16 protein-coding genes are annotated in these 17695 nt (G+C 53.7%); 8 read left to right on the top strand and 8 right to left on the bottom strand.

Annotated elements, in window-relative coordinates; genetic code table 11:
• The first annotated feature begins 56 nt into the window (after positions 1-56).
• Both GQY55_RS07995 and GQY55_RS07990 read left to right on the top strand, forming a co-directional pair.
• The gene (locus tag GQY55_RS07995; RefSeq protein ID WP_160039982.1) at positions 57-1502 is read left to right on the top strand and encodes a sensor histidine kinase; all 1446 of its coding nucleotides are present in this window, start codon (positions 57-59) and stop codon (positions 1500-1502) included.
• Positions 1471-2166 (top strand): response regulator transcription factor, encoded by a 696-nt coding sequence (locus tag GQY55_RS07990; RefSeq protein WP_160039980.1) that lies wholly within the window; start codon positions 1471-1473, stop codon positions 2164-2166. The genes GQY55_RS07995 and GQY55_RS07990 overlap by 32 nt, the downstream gene beginning before the upstream one ends.
• An 85-nt stretch (positions 2167-2251) precedes the next feature.
• On the opposite strand, the gene GQY55_RS07985 is transcribed toward GQY55_RS07990, so the two are convergent.
• The 4 genes from GQY55_RS07985 to GQY55_RS07970 all read right to left on the bottom strand — a co-directional run bounded on the left by GQY55_RS07985 (position 2252) and on the right by GQY55_RS07970 (position 5934).
• The gene (locus tag GQY55_RS07985; protein WP_160039978.1) at positions 2252-3376 is read right to left on the bottom strand and encodes a peptidylprolyl isomerase; all 1125 of its coding nucleotides are present in this window, start codon (positions 3374-3376) and stop codon (positions 2252-2254) included.
• Between the two features lie 185 nt (positions 3377-3561).
• Complete coding sequence (gene spoVAD, locus GQY55_RS07980; RefSeq protein WP_160039976.1) at positions 3562-4572, bottom strand: stage V sporulation protein AD; 1011 nt, start codon at positions 4570-4572, stop codon at positions 3562-3564.
• 6 nt (positions 4573-4578) lie between these two features.
• Positions 4579-5061 carry a stage V sporulation protein AC gene (gene spoVAC / locus GQY55_RS07975; RefSeq protein ID WP_160039974.1) on the bottom strand — a complete coding sequence of 161 codons (483 nt, stop codon included), beginning with the start codon at positions 5059-5061 and terminating at the stop codon, positions 4579-4581.
• A gap of 12 nt (positions 5062-5073) precedes the next feature.
• Positions 5074-5934: a DUF421 domain-containing protein gene (locus GQY55_RS07970; protein ID WP_160039972.1), complete on the bottom strand. Its 861-nt coding sequence runs from the start codon at positions 5932-5934 to the stop codon at positions 5074-5076.
• A 126-nt stretch (positions 5935-6060) separates the two neighbouring features.
• On the opposite strand from GQY55_RS07970, the gene GQY55_RS07965 reads away from it, so the two are divergent.
• The 3 genes from GQY55_RS07965 (at position 6061) to GQY55_RS07955 (ending at position 8312) form a co-directional block, all read left to right on the top strand.
• Positions 6061-6267 carry a DUF1657 domain-containing protein gene (locus tag GQY55_RS07965; RefSeq protein ID WP_127599620.1) on the top strand — a complete coding sequence of 69 codons (207 nt, stop codon included), beginning with the start codon at positions 6061-6063 and terminating at the stop codon, positions 6265-6267.
• A 220-nt stretch (positions 6268-6487) separates the two neighbouring features.
• The gene (locus GQY55_RS07960) at positions 6488-7126 is read left to right on the top strand and encodes a phosphatase PAP2 family protein (RefSeq protein WP_160039970.1); all 639 of its coding nucleotides are present in this window, start codon (positions 6488-6490) and stop codon (positions 7124-7126) included.
• A 106-nt stretch (positions 7127-7232) separates the two neighbouring features.
• A complete protein-coding gene (locus GQY55_RS07955) occupies positions 7233-8312 on the top strand; it encodes an AI-2E family transporter (protein ID WP_160039968.1) in 1080 nt (359 codons plus the stop codon).
• Positions 8313-8364: 52 nt separating this feature from the next.
• Here the strand turns inward: GQY55_RS07955 and GQY55_RS07950 are convergent, their stop codons facing one another.
• Positions 8365-8865 (bottom strand): hypothetical protein, encoded by a 501-nt coding sequence (locus GQY55_RS07950; protein WP_160039966.1) that lies wholly within the window; start codon positions 8863-8865, stop codon positions 8365-8367.
• Positions 8866-9086: 221 nt separating this feature from the next.
• Here GQY55_RS07950 and GQY55_RS07945 point away from each other — a divergent pair, with 221 nt between their 5' ends.
• The gene (locus GQY55_RS07945) at positions 9087-10139 is read left to right on the top strand and encodes an aromatic acid exporter family protein (RefSeq protein ID WP_160039964.1); all 1053 of its coding nucleotides are present in this window, start codon (positions 9087-9089) and stop codon (positions 10137-10139) included.
• 95 nt (positions 10140-10234) lie between these two features.
• Here the strand turns inward: GQY55_RS07945 and GQY55_RS07940 are convergent, their stop codons facing one another.
• From GQY55_RS07940 to GQY55_RS07930, 3 genes are read right to left on the bottom strand one after another with little or no spacing between them, the layout of a single operon-like run.
• Positions 10235-11338 carry a sensor histidine kinase gene (locus tag GQY55_RS07940; protein WP_160039962.1) on the bottom strand — a complete coding sequence of 368 codons (1104 nt, stop codon included), beginning with the start codon at positions 11336-11338 and terminating at the stop codon, positions 10235-10237.
• The gene (locus tag GQY55_RS07935; protein WP_160039960.1) at positions 11331-12029 is read right to left on the bottom strand and encodes a response regulator transcription factor; all 699 of its coding nucleotides are present in this window, start codon (positions 12027-12029) and stop codon (positions 11331-11333) included. The genes GQY55_RS07940 and GQY55_RS07935 overlap by 8 nt, the downstream gene beginning before the upstream one ends.
• A gap of 32 nt (positions 12030-12061) precedes the next feature.
• The gene (locus GQY55_RS07930) at positions 12062-12997 is read right to left on the bottom strand and encodes a D-alanyl-D-alanine carboxypeptidase family protein (protein ID WP_160039958.1); all 936 of its coding nucleotides are present in this window, start codon (positions 12995-12997) and stop codon (positions 12062-12064) included.
• Between the two features lie 192 nt (positions 12998-13189).
• Here GQY55_RS07930 and GQY55_RS07925 point away from each other — a divergent pair, with 192 nt between their 5' ends.
• Positions 13190-15007, top strand: coding sequence for an adenine deaminase (locus GQY55_RS07925; RefSeq protein ID WP_160039956.1), 1818 nt, complete (start codon positions 13190-13192; stop codon positions 15005-15007).
• A gap of 305 nt (positions 15008-15312) precedes the next feature.
• A complete protein-coding gene (helD, locus tag GQY55_RS07920; RefSeq protein WP_160039954.1) occupies positions 15313-17664 on the top strand; it encodes an RNA polymerase recycling motor HelD in 2352 nt (783 codons plus the stop codon).
• Positions 17665-17695 lie beyond the last annotated feature (31 nt).

Below are 17695 nucleotides of genomic sequence, written 5' to 3'. Positions count from 1 at the left end.
AATCTGCCGCGAACGCGGTGCTGCCGTGACATGCCAAGAGGGAGCAAGGGATCGCAATGAATAGATGGAACCGGATCGACTTCAAGCTTGGCGCCGTCATGCTCGGCCTGTTTATCGTCGTGCTGCTGCTTCTGGGCGTCGTCTTTAACGGCCTGTTTACGAAATTCACGACGAAGCAGAGCCATAACGAAGCCGAGGAGCTGGCGGCCCACGTCGTCGGCATGCTGAAAAAACAACCGTCCGCATCCGCCAATCTCATCGGCACGATGTCCGAATTTTCGAACGTGGATATTTTTATGCTGCGCGAGGACGGCACCTTTTCCGAAAGGGATATGAGACTCATCCGCGAGCGCGGCTACCCGGACGGGATTTGGGACAAGCCGAGCTTGCTCGCGTCCCGTCAGGTGGAGACGGAATTTGCGGTAAACGGAAAATGGCTGCTGCTTCACGGCAAACCCATGCAGGATTCAGGGGGGCGGTTCAGCGGCGGCATATATGTCATCAGTTCGCTGGAGGCGATGAAGCATTCGATCCGGACGATCCGGATGATGATTATGATGACGGGGGCGGGAGCGCTGATCGTTACGCTCGGACTCGTGTTCGTGCTTTCAAGGAAGCTGTCGCGTCCCCTGCTGCAGATCGAAAAAGCGGCGCGGCGGATCGCAAAAGGGGAGTTCGAAACCCGGATGCCCGTCGCGCGGAAAGACGAAATCGGGTCGCTGATCGGGGCGATCAACGATTTGGCCGGCGAGCTGCAGCGGTACAGGGATACGCGGAACGAGTTTTTTGCCAACATCTCGCATGAGCTGCGGACGCCGGTCACGTACCTGGAAGGGTATGCCGACGTGCTTGCGAAGGGACTGATCCGGGACGAGGAGGAGCAACAGGAAACCTTGGGCATCATCGCCCGGGAAGCGCGCCGCCTCATGGTCCTGATCCGCGAGCTTTTCGACCTGGCGAAAATGGAGGAAGGCCGGATCGATCTCTGTCCCGAATGGGTGGACGTAAACGAACTTTTTGATAAAAGCGCGCTGAAAGTGAAGCTTCGGGCGGAGGACAAAGGCGTCGCCGTTCGCGTAAGCCATCCGGAGAAGGAGCTGCATCTTTGGGCCGACGTCAACCGGATGGAGCAAATTTTAATGAACCTGCTGGACAATGCCGTTACCTTTACGTCCGAAGGAGAAATCGTACTCGCCGCAACGCGGGAAAAGGACCGCATAAGGATTGAAGTCCGGGATTCCGGGCCCGGCATACCGGCCGAAGAGCTGCCGTACGTATTCGAGCGTTTTTACCGGGTGGAAAAATCCCGCTCGCGGCAATACGGGGGCAGCGGTCTCGGTCTTTCCATCGTGAAAAAACTGGCGGAGCTTCAGGGCGCGGCGGTGGAGGTCCGCAGCAGGCTTGGCGAAGGAACCTCCTTTGCCGTCGTGTTTCCGGCCGGGGCTTGCGCCGAAGAGAAAGGAATCGGAAATGAGCCAGGATCAAGTATTGATCGTCGATGATGAATGGAATATGCGCAACTTGCTGCGCATTTATTTGATGCAGGCCGGGTTTGGCGTCAGGGAAGCCGCAAGCGGCAGGGAAGCGCTGGACCTGCTCCGGGCGAACGCTTTTGATGCCGTCATTCTCGACATCATGATGCCCGATATGGACGGATGGCAGGTATGCGGGGAGCTTCGCGCCTTTTCGGCGGCGCCCGTATTGATGCTGAGCGCCCGCTCCGATACGAAAGACATCGTCAAAGGGTTGAAAATCGGCGCCGACGATTATTTGCCGAAGCCGTTCCAGCCCGAAGAGCTGACCGAAAGGATCCGCGCCCTGATCCGCCGATCGAGGCAATCCCGGATCCAGGCCGGGCATGTCCGGAAGCTTGAGCTGCCCGGAATGACGATTTACCCGGAAGGCAGGGAAGTGCTCGTGCATGATACGCCGGTGGATCTGACGCAAAAGGAATTCGACATTTTGCTGCTGCTGGCGGAAAACGAACACCGGGTGTATTCGCGGGACATGCTGATCGAAAGCCTGTGGGGGAACGATTATGCCGGAGATTACCGGGTCGTGGATACCCATGTCAAAAACATCCGCGAAAAGGTCCAGCGGGCGGGACTTTCCTATACCCCGATTCAAACGGTGTGGGGAATCGGATACAGATGGCAACGGGAGTGACGTCGCCGTAAGGCAAAAAACCGGAATGCTTATATCTCAACGCAAAAAGGATACGCCGCCTGGCGTATCCTTTTTGATGTACCGATTATTTGCTTTCCTCTTTGCTGGAAGCTGCCGCTTTTTCCAGGCTGTTCGTAATTTTCGCTTTGGCTTTGATGTCGGCAAGCCAAGTCGGCGCTTTCTGCATGAGCTGCTGGAAGATCAGCTGCTCTTTGATGTCCGCTTTTTTCTCGTCCAACGTGGCGGTATGAGCCGCTTTGTAGCCCGTTTTCTTAATGATATGGTAACCGGCTTGCGTCTTGACGACGCCGCTCAGTTCGCCGTCCTTCAGCTTAAACGCGGCATCCTCGAACTCTTTGTACATTTTGCCGCGCGGGAAGTACCCGAGATCGCCGCCTTGGTCCTTGGAGCCCGGATCCGTCGATTTTTCCTTGGCCAGCTTCGCGAAATCGGCGCCGTTTTTCAGCTGCTTCAGAATGTCTTCGGCTTCTTCCTTGGTGGCTACAAGGATATGGGAAGCTTTCACTTCTTCAGGCGTATCGAAGGAAGCTTTGTTTTCCTCGAAATATTTTTTCACGTCGTCGTCGGTGACCTTCACTTCAGGCTCGAGCAGCTTGCGCAGCTTTGCCTGCATCTCCATCTGATCGTTGAAGTCTTCTTCGCTCATGCCGCTTTGGGCAAGCGCGGATTGGAAGGTTTCTTCGTCGCCGTATTGCTTTTTGATGAACGCTTTTTCTTTATCGATGTCGGCTTGGGTAACCTTGAGGCCTTTTTTGGAAAGCTCCTGGTTCAGAAGCGTTTCGGAAATCAGGGTGTCCAGCGTTTGCGTGCCGCCGACCTTCACCAAAGCGCCGTACAGCTTGTCCTTCGTAATTTTTTCGCCGTTGACCGTTGCGACCGCTTCGCTGCTTACGCCTTTGGCGAATGGTGGTTTGATCAGCACGACGACCAAAACGATCGCCAGCACTAAGGAAACGACCATCCACAATTTGCTGCCGGAGGCAGGAGACGGTGTCGGCGGCACGGAGCCGGCTTTTGGCGCTGCAGGCGATTTGGCGGAAGCCGGAGCTGCCTTTTCTGTCTTTACAGGAGCCGGTTTTTCCGCGGCAGGCTTGTCCGAAGGCTGCGCGTCCTGCCCTTGGTTTACCCCCGATTGCTCTTCAGGTTTGAGGTTTTCTTCATTCAATGTGTCTTTTTCTTTTTCTGACATTAAATCTAACTCCTCCTTTGATATAACAATAACACTTATGCGTATCACTTTACCAGATTCGGGACCATTTATCCTTAAGAAGAAATAAATTGTGAAGAAAAAATTTTAATGCAGTTTTAAGAAACCGCAAAAAACATGGCCGTTTTTCGCCAAAAGCGGCGGAAACAGCCATGTTTTCCAGACGTTTATTTCTCCCGCTCGATGGACACCGCGTGGGCGATGCAAGGGATCGATTCGTTCTGCTGATAGGTCAGCGGGGACAGGAGTGCTCCGGTGGCGACGACCAAAATGCGGTTCAATTCGCCGCGGCGCATCCGGTTCAGCAAATGGCCGTAGGTTACGACCGCGGAGCAGGCGCAGCCGCTCGCACCCGCCTGCACGTTTTGCTTTTCGTAATCGTAGATCATCATGCCGCAGTCCGAGTACGTGGTCTGCTGCATGGGAATGTTATGTTTTTTGAACAGATCGGAGGCGATTTGATATCCGACCTTCGAGAGGTCTCCGGTCACGATCAGATCGTAATACCCGGGTTCGATCTGCAAATCGCGGAAATGGGCTTCGATCGTATCGACCGCCGCCGGCGCCATGGCCGCTCCCATATTAAAGGGATCGGTGATCCCCATGTCGACGACCCGGCCGATCGTCGCGGAGGTGACGTACGGGCCGCTCCCGTCCTGCCCGACTACGGCGGCCCCGGCCCCGGTGACGGTAAATTGGGCCGTAGGCGGCTTTTGCGACCCGTATTCGGTCGGATACCTGAACTGTTTTTCGACGCTGGCGTTATGGCTGCAGGTGGCGGCAAGCGCATGTTTCGCGCCGCCGGAATTGACGACGTACGCGGCGAGCGCAAGGGTTTCCATCGAGGTGGAGCACGCCCCGAACATGCCGACGTATGGAATGGCCAGCGTTCTTGCGGCGAAGCTGCTCGACACGATCTGGTTCATGAGGTCGCCGCCGAAATGGAACTGAATTTGCCCTTCGGTCAATCCGGCATGCTGGATCGCCATTTTGGCCGCTTCCTCGAGGAAAGCCCGCTCGGCTTTCTCCCAGCTGTCTTGTCCGAGATAAAGCTCGCCGTGTACGATATCGAAGTCTTCCGCCAGCGGTCCTTGTCCCTCGAACGGGCCGACCGTCGTTGCGGTGGAAAGGATGGAAGGCTTGTTTTCAAACAGCCAGCTTTGATGGCCTTTCAGCATAACGGTTCAACCTCCTACTATATTGGGATCGAATATGACGTAGGCGATGCCGACGGCAAACGCCGCAAGGGTGCCGAAAACGATGACCGGCCCGGCTACCTTGAAAATGCTGCCGCCCAGCCCGATCACGACGCCATCCCGGCGGTATTCGATCGCGGCCGATGCCATGGCGTTGGCAAAGCCGGTGACCGGCACGGCGGTGCCCGCTCCCGCCCATTGGGCGATTTTGTCGTATACGCCGAGGCTTGTCAGGATGACGGAGATCAGAACCAGCACGCCAGCCGTAGGGCTGCCGGCTTCCTTTATGGTGAAACCGCCGAAACGGACAAACAGCTGCTGAATGCATTGCCCCAGCAGGCAAATGATACCGCCGACGAGAAATGCCCTGCACAGTTTGTTGAAGGCGAATTTGCTCGGCTCGCGTTTTTTGGCAAGCGCCTGGTATTCCTGCATGACAGGGGTAAGCTTTTTTTTCTTTTTGCTGACCATATCAATGTCCTCCTAACGCGTTAATAACGGCTTGACGTCGTCGATCACCTGCTCGAGCCGGGTGGCGCATTGCCCATATAGCGTTTTGGCGTCCAGCCTGTCCGTGGACAATCCGAACATTTCAAGATCCGCCTGGCATTTTTTCAATTCGGCGAACAACATCGCTTTTTGCTGCGGCTGGGGTACTTTGATCTGGTCGTCGTACAAATCGACGTACAACTGCCCGTAAGCGTCGACTTGCCCTAAAAATACGTTGTCCAGGGAAACCCCCAGTTTTTCCAGCTCCGCATGGATCCATCTCCGGTTGAGTCCCCGCGTAGCCAGCGGCTCATCCATGATCTTCCCGTCGAGGATGACGGCTTGCGGCTCGGATTCGGGACCGACCTTGATGCCCAGATGCGTCGGCGTAAGAGGCTGGTTTTCTTTTTTGAGCAGGACGTTGATTTCACCGTTGGGCTCCATGACGGCAAATTCCACTTCGGCCGCTTTGAAGGCATTTTTGCTACGCAGCAGCTGCATAAGCTCCTCGTTGGTCAGACGCTCTTTTTTCAGGTTGTCGTCCATGACCTTGCCGTCCTTGATCAGGACGGTGCTTTTGCTGTCGAGGAAATCGCGGGCTTTTTTGCTTTTCAGCTGCAAAAACTCGATGCCCAGCGATACAAGCACCCATACGGTCAAAGAGATGACCCCCAAATACCAGGCTTCCTTGACATTAAGCGAAATCGCCGCCGCCAGATCCCCGATCGTAATCCCGGTTATATATTCGAAGAAGGAGAGCTGGGAAATTTGTCTTTTGCCAAGGAGCTTGGTCAAACCAAACAATACAACGATGGATGCCAGGGTGCGGATAATGACCTCGACCCATTCCGGCATAGCATAACCCCCATTTCAGTCTGAATAACCAAATTATTTGCATCGCTCCCCCATTTTATGAATTTTTTCAATCCATGCAGGTTAGATTATGATTCGTACTCATTCTGCAAAGGAGGTGAGACCGACATGACAGTTTCTTCCCAAGTGAAAACGACTCTCGCTTCTCTGAAAAGCGCGCAAGCCAGCTTGGAGACGTTTGCGCTCAGCACGCAAAACCAGGAAGCCAAAAACCTGTTCACCAATGCCGCTCAGCAAACCCAGCAAATCGTGCAGCAGGTGGAAAGCAGAGTGCAGCAGCTGGAAAACGAAGAACCGCAATACAAAGGATTCTAATCCTTCCTGCAGGGGGTCTCGTTACATACCGAACTTGACCCGTAGACGCGAGCAGCGGCAAACAGCCGCTGCTCGTTTTCTATCTTTCGGGCATCCCAAGCATCGGGAAAAACAACAGGAACACGTGACGTCCTGCCGAGCGCGTGACAAAAGCATCGGGTTTATGGATAATAGGGAAAGACTGTAGAGGCTTATCCAAAAGTTGGGAGGATGTTCTGTCATGGAATCGCGCCGCGGACCGATTAAAATAGCGCTTATCGCCGGCCTTGTTTTCGGCGTTTTATTTATTGCCGTAACGATCCTGATCGTCACCGGCCGCATCGCGCCGTTTGACGACGCCGTCATTGCCGCCGTGCAGGGGATGGAGAACGACCGTCTGACTTCCGTCATGAAATTTTTCACCTTTTTGGGTTCTTCGTTCATGGCGGTTATTCTTTCCGTGGCGGCTTTTTTGTTCCTGATGATTGTGCTCAAGCACCGGCGGGAACTGCTGATGTTCGTGGTTGCCGTAGGCGGCTCCGAATTGTGGAACGTGCTGCTGAAAAATCTCGTTCAGCGCGCCAGGCCGAATATGCACCGGCTGATCGAAATCTCCGGGTACAGCTTTCCGAGCGGGCATTCGATGGGGGCGTTTTCGCTTTACGGCGCCTTCGCCTTTTTGTTGTGGAGGCATATCCACGCATTTGCCGGAAAAATCGCGATGATCGTAGTCGGGGTCGCGCTTACGCTGATGATCGGGGTAAGCCGGATTTATTTGGGGGTTCATTACCCGAGCGACGTGCTTGGAGGGTATTTGGCGAGCGCGTCCTGGCTCATGTTTTCCATCGCTTTGTTCGAAAAGCATTGGCGGCGCGCGTAAAACTTGCATGGCAAGCCGGGCCTCGCGTAATATGGTGACATAGAGCATTTTTATAAAAAGACATGGAGAGAAACTCTGTAGATTAAAGGAGACTGATTGCAAAGCAATGACGTCATTCAAAGAAGTGTTGCAGCTTCCCGCCGTCAAAAGAGGCGTGGTACTCGTTTTGCTCATCGTGTTTCTGTATCTGTTCAGGAGCATGATGAACCTCATCCTGATTACCTTTATTCTGACGTATCTCGTCAACCGGGTGCATTCTTCCATCACCCGCAGGCTGACGAACCGGATGGGAATCAGCAAAAAAATCGCGCTTATTCTGATCTACGTGCTGTTTGTGGCCGCACTGTCGATCGGAGCCTACCTGTACGCGCCCAAGCTCATTTCGGAGCTGAACGGCCTCATTAACCAGGTCATTTATTTTTACAGCAACCCTTTGGTGTTAACCAACAACATGGTGATGGACTACATTTTGGATTACATCCACAAAATCGATTTTGCCGCTTATATCAAGCAAGGGTTTGACATCGTCTCCAGCACGATCTCGAACGTCGGGAAATTCAGCTTGAATTTGGCGCTCGCCATCATTATGAGCCTGTTTTTTATGCTGGAAAAAGAGAAAGTGACGAATTTCACGGGAAAATTCAGAACGAGCAAGTTATCCTATGTTTACGAGGAGCTGGCTTATTTCGGCAAAAAGTTTACGGATTCGTTCGGCAAAGTCATCGAAGTGCAATTCCTCATCTCCGTGATCAATGCGGTATTTTCGACGCTGTTTTTATGGATCATGGGCTTTCCGAACCTGTTCGCGCTGGCCATCATGATTTTCCTGCTCGGGTTGATCCCGGTCATGGGGGTGATCGTATCGCTGATTCCGCTATGCGCGATTGCCTTCAGCCTTGGAGGCATCCCGAAGGTCATTTACGTGCTGCTGATGGTGGCCGTTTTACATGCGTTCGAAGCCTATGTGATGAATCCGAAGTTTATGTCCGACAAAACGCATCTTCCGATTTTTTACACGTTTGCGGTACTGATCGTTTCCGAGCATTTCTTCGGGGTATGGGGATTGATTCTCGGCGTGCCCGTGTTTATGTTTTTGCTGGATCTTCTCGATGTGCCCGTCACGAATTCGCATAAAGACCCGCCGACGGAACGGCCGAAAAGCAAGGGACCGACGAACGGGGGTTAAAAAACAAAAAATCCTAACGAAAACGTTAGGATTTTATTGTGCGGCAAAACGACTATATGGCGGAATGGGCGGCAGGCAATCTCCGGTCCTGGCCCGGTTGGTATTTATGCTCCGTGAAGCGTTTCAGCATTCCCGGCAGCTTTTTCTTGAGCTGCTGCGCCTGCTGGTCCGTCATTTTTCCGGCTTTGACCGCTTGGTCGATTTTCGCGCTTTGAACGTCCGTCAGCTTTTGCACAAACACTTCGGCATCCCAGTTCTTTTTCTCCTTGGCGATTTGCTGAAGCGTTTTGCCCTGCTTCCATTCTTTTTTCAGGTCCGTTTCGGTCATGTCAAGCAGGGTGGCGGCGTCTTTGAACAATACGAATTTGCGGCCGTGGTGGCCGGGGCGTTTGTGACGCTGCCCGTCATGCTGTTCGGGTTCGGCCGGCGGTTTTACTTCGGATGGGCTCGTCGGTGTATTGTCCGCCGCAGCGATATGCCCAAAGGAGAAACCTACTCCGGCAAGAATGCAGGATAGGACCCCTGCCAATAATGTTTTTCTGAAATGGTTCATCAGGTCACCTCTTTGATGTTATGGTTAAACTTTCATAATGTGTATTATCGGCCTTTTTGGAAAAAACATACTTTCTTTTTGGAAAACGGGGCCGGGGATCCGGTCTGCATCATAACAAAGGACAACGGGTAACATTTCGTATAGAGGAAAATTGAAGCAAAGCCCCGCCTGAAATCGTATATATCATTCAAATGGGATTAGAATTAGGAGGAGATGAAGCCGTGACATTCGGAGCGCGAATGTTAAAGACGGGAATCGCCGTCACGCTCGCATTGTATATCAGCATGTGGCTGCATTTATCCTCGCCGGTCATCGCGGCTGTAGCCGCCATTTTTGCGATGCAGCCTTCCATCTACCGTTCCTGGCGTTATTTTCTGGACCAGCTCCAGACGAACACGCTTGGCGCCGTGCTGGCATTGATTGCCGGTCTGGTATTTTCCAACGAACCGATCGCGGTAGGACTCGTATGCATTATCGTTATCATGATTTGCTTGAAATTGAAAATGGGAGACACGATCGGATTGACCCTCGTCACCGTCATCGTCGTCATGGAGGCGTCGGGCCAATGGCAGTTTGCGTTGACGCGTTTTTCGCTCAGTTTGATCGGAATCGTGTCGGCGTTTTTGATCAACATTTTGCTGTTTCCGCCCAAACCCAAAGTGCAGTTTACGGCATCGATCCAGACGACGTTCGACCAGATGTCGCTGCTGATGCGGACGGCGATATCCGACGAAATCAAGGAAAACATTTTCCGCGACAAAAAACGGGCGCTTGAGGATTCCATCAAATCGCTTTCGGACAAATACAAGCTGCTGGAAGAAGAGCAGAAGAAGATGAAGCGGGCTTCGTTCAGCCAAAACCGGCATCTTGTGGTGTACAAGCAAATGCTGAACACGCTCCGCAAAGGGCGCGAGGTGCTCGACGCGGTGGAAGAGCATTATTTTCAGTCCGAACGAACGGAGGAAACGGACAGGATGTTCGACCATCAGCTGGAGAAGCTGATCAAGCTGCACGAGCATGTGCTGCTCAAGTTCGAGGATAATTTGAAGCCCAACAGCGTGGAAACATGCCAATTGCTGCAGGAGAGCGAGGAATTCGTGAAAGATGTGCTCCGGTATTCCGCGGAACAGCCGGAAAGCCGGCTGCGCCTGTCGATCGTCGCTTCGACCATGTACGATTACGGCTACCAGCTGGAACGGCTGAACCGGCTTGTAGAGCATTACCACAAATCGGATGACGATGAGGCGCTGTGGTTGTCCTGGCTCAAAAAATAAGCGGGCGTTTGCCGTAAGAATCGTTCGCGTAAGGAAAAGAGGCTGTCAACGGAGAGGGGGTTCTCCAAGACAAGCCTCTTTTTAAATGAAGCCGTTTATTGGGATTGAAGCGGAAGCCGGACGATAAACTCGGTCTGCTGCGGATTGCTGAGCGCCAGAATGGTTCCTTCGTGGAGTTCGACAATGCTTTTGACGATGGCGAGCCCGAGACCCGCGCCCCCCGTATCCAGCGAACGGGATTTTTCCACGCGGTAAAACCGGTCGAAAATGTACGGCAGTTCCATGGAGGGAATCGGGGGACCGAAATTAATGACCTTTACGGCGGCGTGGTTATTTTCTTTCGATGCATGAATTTCGATTTTTTTGCCATCCTTGCCGTAGCGGATCGCGTTCGTAATGAGGTTCTCGAAAGCCTGCATCAGTTTGTCTCCATCTCCAAGGACAAGCAGCTTCTCCTGCGGAGGATGCCATTCGATTTCCATCTTGTGGTTTCGGACCTGCAGCGTGAATTCGGCCGTCAGCTGGCCGACCAGCTGCACGAGATCGATGGAAGTCCGGTTTAGTGCGATTTGGCCGAAACCCATGCGGGTATAATCGAACAGGTCGCTCACGAGCCGGTTCATGCGTTTGGATTTTTCGTAGGCGATGTTGACGTAATACCGGAGCTCGACCTCGTCCTTATATTTATCCTCTTCAATAAGCCGCAAATAACCGATGATGGAAGTCAGCGGCGTCCGCAAATCATGGGATACGTTGGTGATCAGCTCGTTTTTCGCCTGCGTCGCCATCCGCTCCTCCGTCAGGGACAGCTGAAGCTGCTCGGCCATCGCGTTGATCTGGTCCGCAAGCATGTCGATTTCGTCGCTCGAGCGCACCGGAATCCGCTCATCCAAATGGCCCTCGGCCATTTTTTTCACCCCGCGGATAATCCGGGTCAATTTCCGCGTCGTTCCCCAGCTCAGCAGCATGACGTAAAAAATGAAAAGGAAGATAACGACAACCGATTGCCACAGCGAAAAACCGACGTAGCGATTCACGCTGATAATCCGGAGCACAAGCGGGTACAGCTGGGGTCTATATCGATGGTATATGATATCCAGAACCTGAACCATCACATATAGCGTGGCAAACGTCAAGGCAAGGCTGAAAAAAAACAGCAGGATGATTTTCCATTGCAGTTTGTTCGAAAAACTACGCATCGATTTTATAACCTACTCCCCACACGGTTTGAATCAGCTTATAGCCAAGCTCCTTTTCCAGCTTGTCCCGCAAGTTGCTGATATGAACCATGACCGTATTGTTGGATACATAATATTTTTCCTTCCATACCCGCTGAAAAATTTCCTCGGCGCTGAATACCCGTCCCGGGTGGGAAGCGAGCAGGCTCAAAATGTCGAATTCCCTCCCGGTCAGCTGGATGTCCTTGCCGTCCGCGACGACGCGGTGCGTGCTCCGGTTGATTTCGACGTCCTGAATGCGCAGCACCCCGTCATCCTGGCTTCTGGTTTCCGAGTTGTACTGGAAGGTGCGGCGCAGGAGCGTCTTCACCCGCACCGTCAATTCCAGCGGATTAAAAGGCTTGATCATGTAATCGTCCGCGCCCGTCATCAGGCCGAGAATTTTGTCCATGTCTTCCGTTTTGGCGCTGAGCATCAGGATCGGAACGACGGAGGCGGTGTTCCGGACCTGCCGGCATACCTCCAGTCCGTCGATTTTCGGCATCATGATGTCGAGCACGATCAGGTCAAACGACTGCTCCGGATCGTTCAGCAGCTTCAGCGCTTCTTCGCCGTCATGGGCGCAGCGGATGTGAAAACCTTCGTTTTTCAAATAGATGGAAATCAGATTGGCGATTTCTTTGTCGTCGTCCACGACCAATATGTTTCTCATGAAAAGTCCTCCAAGCAATCGTTCACGGATCGTTATTCTTTTAAAGCAAACCATCTTGCGACGGCGGGAACGCCGCTATCCTTAAAGGCGTAGTTGAACATTTTGGCGGCGTCCTCAAACCGCGTGCGGGCATCCGGCGCCCCCATCACGACGGCGATAAAACGACGGCCGTCCCTTTGGGCGGTCCCCGTAAAGCAGTAGCCGGCTCTTTGGGTAAAGCCTGTTTTAAAGCCGTCGTTCCCGCTGTACCCAAAAGCCTCGCCGGGCAGCATGGCGTTGGTCGTATGCAGCGTCAGCCGTTTTTCGGGGATGCGCAGCTCCGTTTTGGCGGTCACGTCCAAAATTTCCGGGTATGCATGGATGAGATACCGGGTCAGCAACGCCAAATCCTTGGCTGTCATGACTGTTTCCCGATCCGACGAAGCCGATTTGAAAGGCTGCAAATCATGCGACGACAAACCGGTCGCATTGGCAAACACGGTTTGCCGGGATAACCCGATCTCCCGCGCCATGTCATTCATTTGCTTCACGAATTCCCGCTCGCTTCCGCCGATGTGCTCGGCAAGCGCAATGGCGGCGTCGTTGGCGGAATGAATGGCCATCGCCTCGAACATCGTCCGCAGCGTCAGCGTTTCGCCGGGACGAAGCCCGATTTCGGAACCGGTCACATTTGCGGCATACTTGCTGGCCGTTACCGGCTCATCCCAGGAATAACGCCCCTCTTTGACGTTTTTCAGCACAAGCAGCTCCGTCATCATTTTGGACATGCTGGCCGGCGGCAGCGCCGACGATGCGTTATGTTCATAATATACCTTTCCGGTCTTGACATCCATAAGCATCGCTGCGGAGGCGTCGATTTTGAACGTCGGAAACCGGATAGACAATGTGGAAACCGCGAGCGCCGCCAAAAAAAGCAGCGCCAGCGCCACCAGATGCCGTTTTCTTTTTTTCCTTCGGATAACCTTCATTTCTCCCTACCTCGTTTATGCATTTTTTCATACACATCATTATTTCCATCTTAGCCGCGACTGTTTAAGCCCCGACTAAGAAAATCTTAAGATTTTTAAAGAATTGATTTTTGTTTTCGGGGAGATGTATGATGATTAGAACTGTAGTAGGGATATAGCAGAGGTTTTGGGAAAGAGAAATGGAGGGTTTACATGAACACGACAGCATGGGGAAGACAACCTTTCGCGGAATGCGTGCCGGAACTGGTGGCGGCGGCCCGCGGCGATTTGAAGGCAAGCCTGGTCATCCGAAACGTCCGACTGGTGAACGTCATCTCGGGAGAGATTTTGCCGGGCATGTCGATTGCGGCAAGAGGCGCCCGGATCGTTTACGTGGGCCGGGACGTAAGCCATACGATCGGCGAGGAAACAAAAATCATCGACGCGGGAGGGAAATATGCCGCGCCGGGTTTGCTTGACGGCCACTGCCATATCGAAAGCACGCAGATGACGGCGACGGAATTTGCCCGGGCGGTGCTGCCGCTCGGAACGACCGGCGGATTTTTCGACGCGCATGAAATATCGAACGTGCTCGGACTGGACGGGCTGCGTTTTATGCTGGAAGAGGCGAGGTCGACTCCGCTGGCGGCGTATATGCAGGTTGCGTCCTGCGTCCCTTCGACGCACCCTGGCCTCGAAACGACCGGCGCCTTCATCGGACCGGAAGAGGTTGCCGAGGCGTTGAGCTGGGGAGACGACATGATCGGGCTCGGCGAAGTGATGAATTTTCCGGGCGTTGTGTACGGCGACGATAAAATGATCGGGGAAATCCAGGCGACGCTTGCCGCGGGGAAAATGGCCGACGGGCATTTCACATGGAAATCCGACGATTGGCGGCTGCCGGTATACGCGGCCAGCGGGGTGAACGGCGATCACGAATGCGTCACCGCCGAGGATGTGATCGAACGGGTACGCCTCGGCATGTATGCGAAAATGCGCCAAGGATCGGCCTGGCATGACGTAGCGGCCACGATCAAAGCGCATACCGAAGGCGGATTGGACACGCGCCGGATGATGCTGGTCACCGACGACCGCAGCTCGGAATCGCTGAAAAACGAGGGGCACATGAATTTTGTCGTCCGCCATGCGATTGCCCAGGGCGTGAAGCCGGTGACGGCCTTCCAGATGGCGACGATCAACACGGCGGAACGGTTCGGCTTGTCCCGGGACATCGGAGCGATCATCCCCGGCGCTTACGCCGACATCATCCTGCTGGACGGGAATTTGGCGGACGTAAACGTCACGATGACGATCGCCGCCGGGCAGGTTGTCGCCGAAAACGGCCGGATGGCCATCGATTGGGAGCGATATGAGCTGCCGGCGTCCGCATTCAACACGGTCAAGCTGAACCGGGAACTGACCGCTGACGATTTTGCCATTGCAGCGCCAGTTGCCGAAGGCAAGGCCGCGGCCCGCGCGATCGAAGTCGTTGAAAATCATGTGGAAACCATTGAGCGCCATGTGCAGGTAAACGTGAAAAACGGCATCGCGCTGCCGGATCCAGGCGAGGATCTTTGCAAAATGGCCGTATTTGAACGGCATGGCAAAGGCGGCGGGCATGCCCTCGGCCTCGTAAAAGGCATCGGATTTGCGAAACGGGCCGCCATTGCAATGACCGTCGCGCATGACAGCCATAACCTGACGGTGATCGGCAACGACGATAAACTGATGGCTCAAGCGGGCAACCGGGTGGCGGAAATGCAGGGCGGCGTCGTGATGCTGACCGAAGACGGCATGACGGAGTTCCCTTTGGCAGTCGGCGGCATCATGTCGGATGAGCCGTTCGAAACGGTGGCAAGCCGGTCCGAAGCGATCAGCCAGGCGCTGTTGCAGGCGGGATGTCCGCTGAACAACGCCTTTATGACCTTGTCTTTGCTCGCTTTGGTGGTCATTCCGGAAATCCGGCTGTCGGACAAAGGTTTGGTGCGGATTTCCGCGGAAGGCATCGATATCGTGCCGTTGTTTGTTTAAGATTGCCTTCAGGAATGGTTTAAACCGATTGAACGCAAGGAAAACGTCTATCGATGTACGTTCACAAAACGGACCGCGCTTAGAAGAAATTTTCCTTGGGATATAAGGAAGCCGTCCCTTCGAAACCTATGCTTTTAAATCATAAAAAGGGGAGCCTGACGGCTCCCCTTAAACGTTTGATTTTCGGTATCGATCTTGATAAAATAGAGCATACGACCCTTAATAGGGTATACGCAAAAAGATTCTCTAAATATTATAACATATTAGAAAGAGAATGTCAAATGTAAAAGGGGATGAAGACGGGCATGGATTTGAACGATCAGGATTGGCAGGACGAACAGCGGCGGGTAGACATGGTAACCGGCAAAGTCGCCGTCCGCAAAAAAGCGCTTGAAGCGGACGTGGGCGTCGTTCGGGGCGATGTCGTCGAGCTCAGGAAAGATTTCTGGGATGAAGTCAGGGTCAACTTCAGCAGCTCCGACGATCTGGGCGAAACGTCCACCAGCCTGCGCCAGCAATCCCAAGTGTTATCCGAACGTGAACGCGCGCATTTGCAGGCATCGGAGACGCTGAAGAAGCTGAAGCTTCTCGTCGACTCTCCTTATTTCGGACGCATCGATTTTACTGAAGAAGGGCAGCCGCGGACGGAACAAATCTATCTCGGCATCGCTTCGTTCCTCGACGACGATCAGGAGACGTTTCTCGTTTATGACTGGCGCGCTCCGGTTTCGAGCCTGTATTACGACGGCGCTCCGGGCCCGGCATCCTACGAAACGCCCGGCGGCGAAATCAGCGGCCGAATGGAGCTGAAGCGCCAGTTCGTCATTCGCGACGGCCGCATCAAGGTCATGTTCGATACCGGCGTCACGATCGGCGACGAGCTGCTCCAGCAGGTGCTCAGCCACTCCTCGGACAGCCAAATGAAAAGCATCGTGGCAACGATTCAAAAGGAACAAAACGCCGTGATCCGCAACGACAAAAGCCGGATGCTTGTCGTGCAGGGGGCTGCCGGCAGCGGGAAAACCTCGGCGGCGCTCCAAAGGGTGGCCTATCTGTTGTACAAATACAGGGAGACGCTAAAAGCGGATCAGGTTCTTCTGTTTTCCCCGAACCCGATGTTCAACAGCTATGTCTCGACCGTGCTGCCCGAACTCGGGGAGGAAAATATGCTGCAGACGACATTCCAGGCATATCTGGAGCATCGGCTTGGCAGGGAATTCGACCTGGAGGACGTATTTTCGCAGATGGAGGCGATCTTGAAAGCCGAGGAAGGGCCGTGGCTGCAAGCAAAGCGGGCTTCGATCGCATATAAATCCTCCCCGCATTTTCTCGAAACAATCCAGCGGTACAAGGAACGGTTGGAGCATCGCGGGATGAAATTCAAACCGGTCCGGTTCAAAGGCCGCCTGATCGTTTCCGAGCAGGCGATGGAGGAGAAGTTTTACGGTTTTGACCAAGGCGTTCGCCTTGCCAACCGGGTTGAGCTGCTCAAGGATTGGCTGCTGAAGGAGCTGGCGCAATTCGCCAAGCAGGAACGGAAAGAGCCTTGGGTGGACGAACAAATTCAGCTGCTTGATCCGGATGAATACCAGAAGGCTTATACGCGCATGCGGCGGAAGCAAGGAGCCAAAAACGCAACCTTTGACGACTTCGAGCTCGAGCGCAGCCTGTTGGCCAAAATGGTGGTCAACGAATGGCTGAAGCCGGTGCGTAAATGGATCAAAAGAACGCGGTTTGTGGACGTGAAGGCGATGTACGAGGAGCTGTTCCTGAACGAAGAACTGTTCTTGGAAGTCAGCGAAGGCAAGCTGCCGGACGAATGGGACGAGATCGGGAAACAAACGGTTTTAACGATCCGCGAAGGCAAGCTTTCTTATGAAGATGTGACGCCTTATCTGTATTTGCAGGATCTTTTGAAAGGCTTCCAGGTGAACAACGTCATTCGCCACGTTTTCATCGACGAAGTGCAGGATTACTCCCCGTTTCAGCTTGAATACGTTAAGCGGATTTTTCCGCGCGCACGCATGACGGCGCTCGGGGATTTGAACCAAGGGATATACGCCCACACGGACGTGCTTGGCGGCAGTCTTGAATCTTTGAAAAAGCTGTACGGGGAAGAACATACCGAGGTCATCTCCCTCACGCGCAGCTACCGCTCGACGCATGAAATCGTGGATTTCACGCGCAGCATGATGCCGGGTGGCGAATCGATCGTGCCGTTCAACCGCCATGGGGAAAAACCCGTGCTGCGGAAGGTCAACGGCCGGGAGGAGCTCCATCAACATATCGTGCAAAAAATCAAGGAATTAAAAAACGAGGGTTATGAGCATACGGCGATCATTTGCAAAACGGCCGAAGAATCCGAATTCGTATACGAATCTTTAAAAGAAGAGCTTCCGCTCAAAAAAATAGCCAAAACGACGCCTTCGTTCGTTACAGGCACCTTGGTCATTCCCTCTTACCTGGCCAAAGGCGTCGAGTTTGACGCAGTGGTCATCTACGACGCATCTTCGGACGCATACGACAGGGAATCGGAACGCAAGCTGTTTTATACGGCCTGCACACGCGCGATGCACCAGCTTTGCATGTTCAGCTTGGGCGAGCCAAGCCGGTTTATCCGGGACATCGATCCGGCAAAATATACATTGGAAACATAGGAGAAGGGCAGAATTTCGGCCGCCGTCTTCA

The organism is Paenibacillus sp. USDA918EY, assembly GCF_009870825.1.
In the GTDB taxonomy this organism is placed as follows: domain Bacteria; phylum Bacillota; class Bacilli; order Paenibacillales; family Paenibacillaceae; genus Paenibacillus_AQ; species Paenibacillus_AQ albilobatus.
The sequence above is the reverse complement of the archived record's forward strand: the minus strand, read 5'-3'. Positions and strand labels throughout refer to the sequence as shown.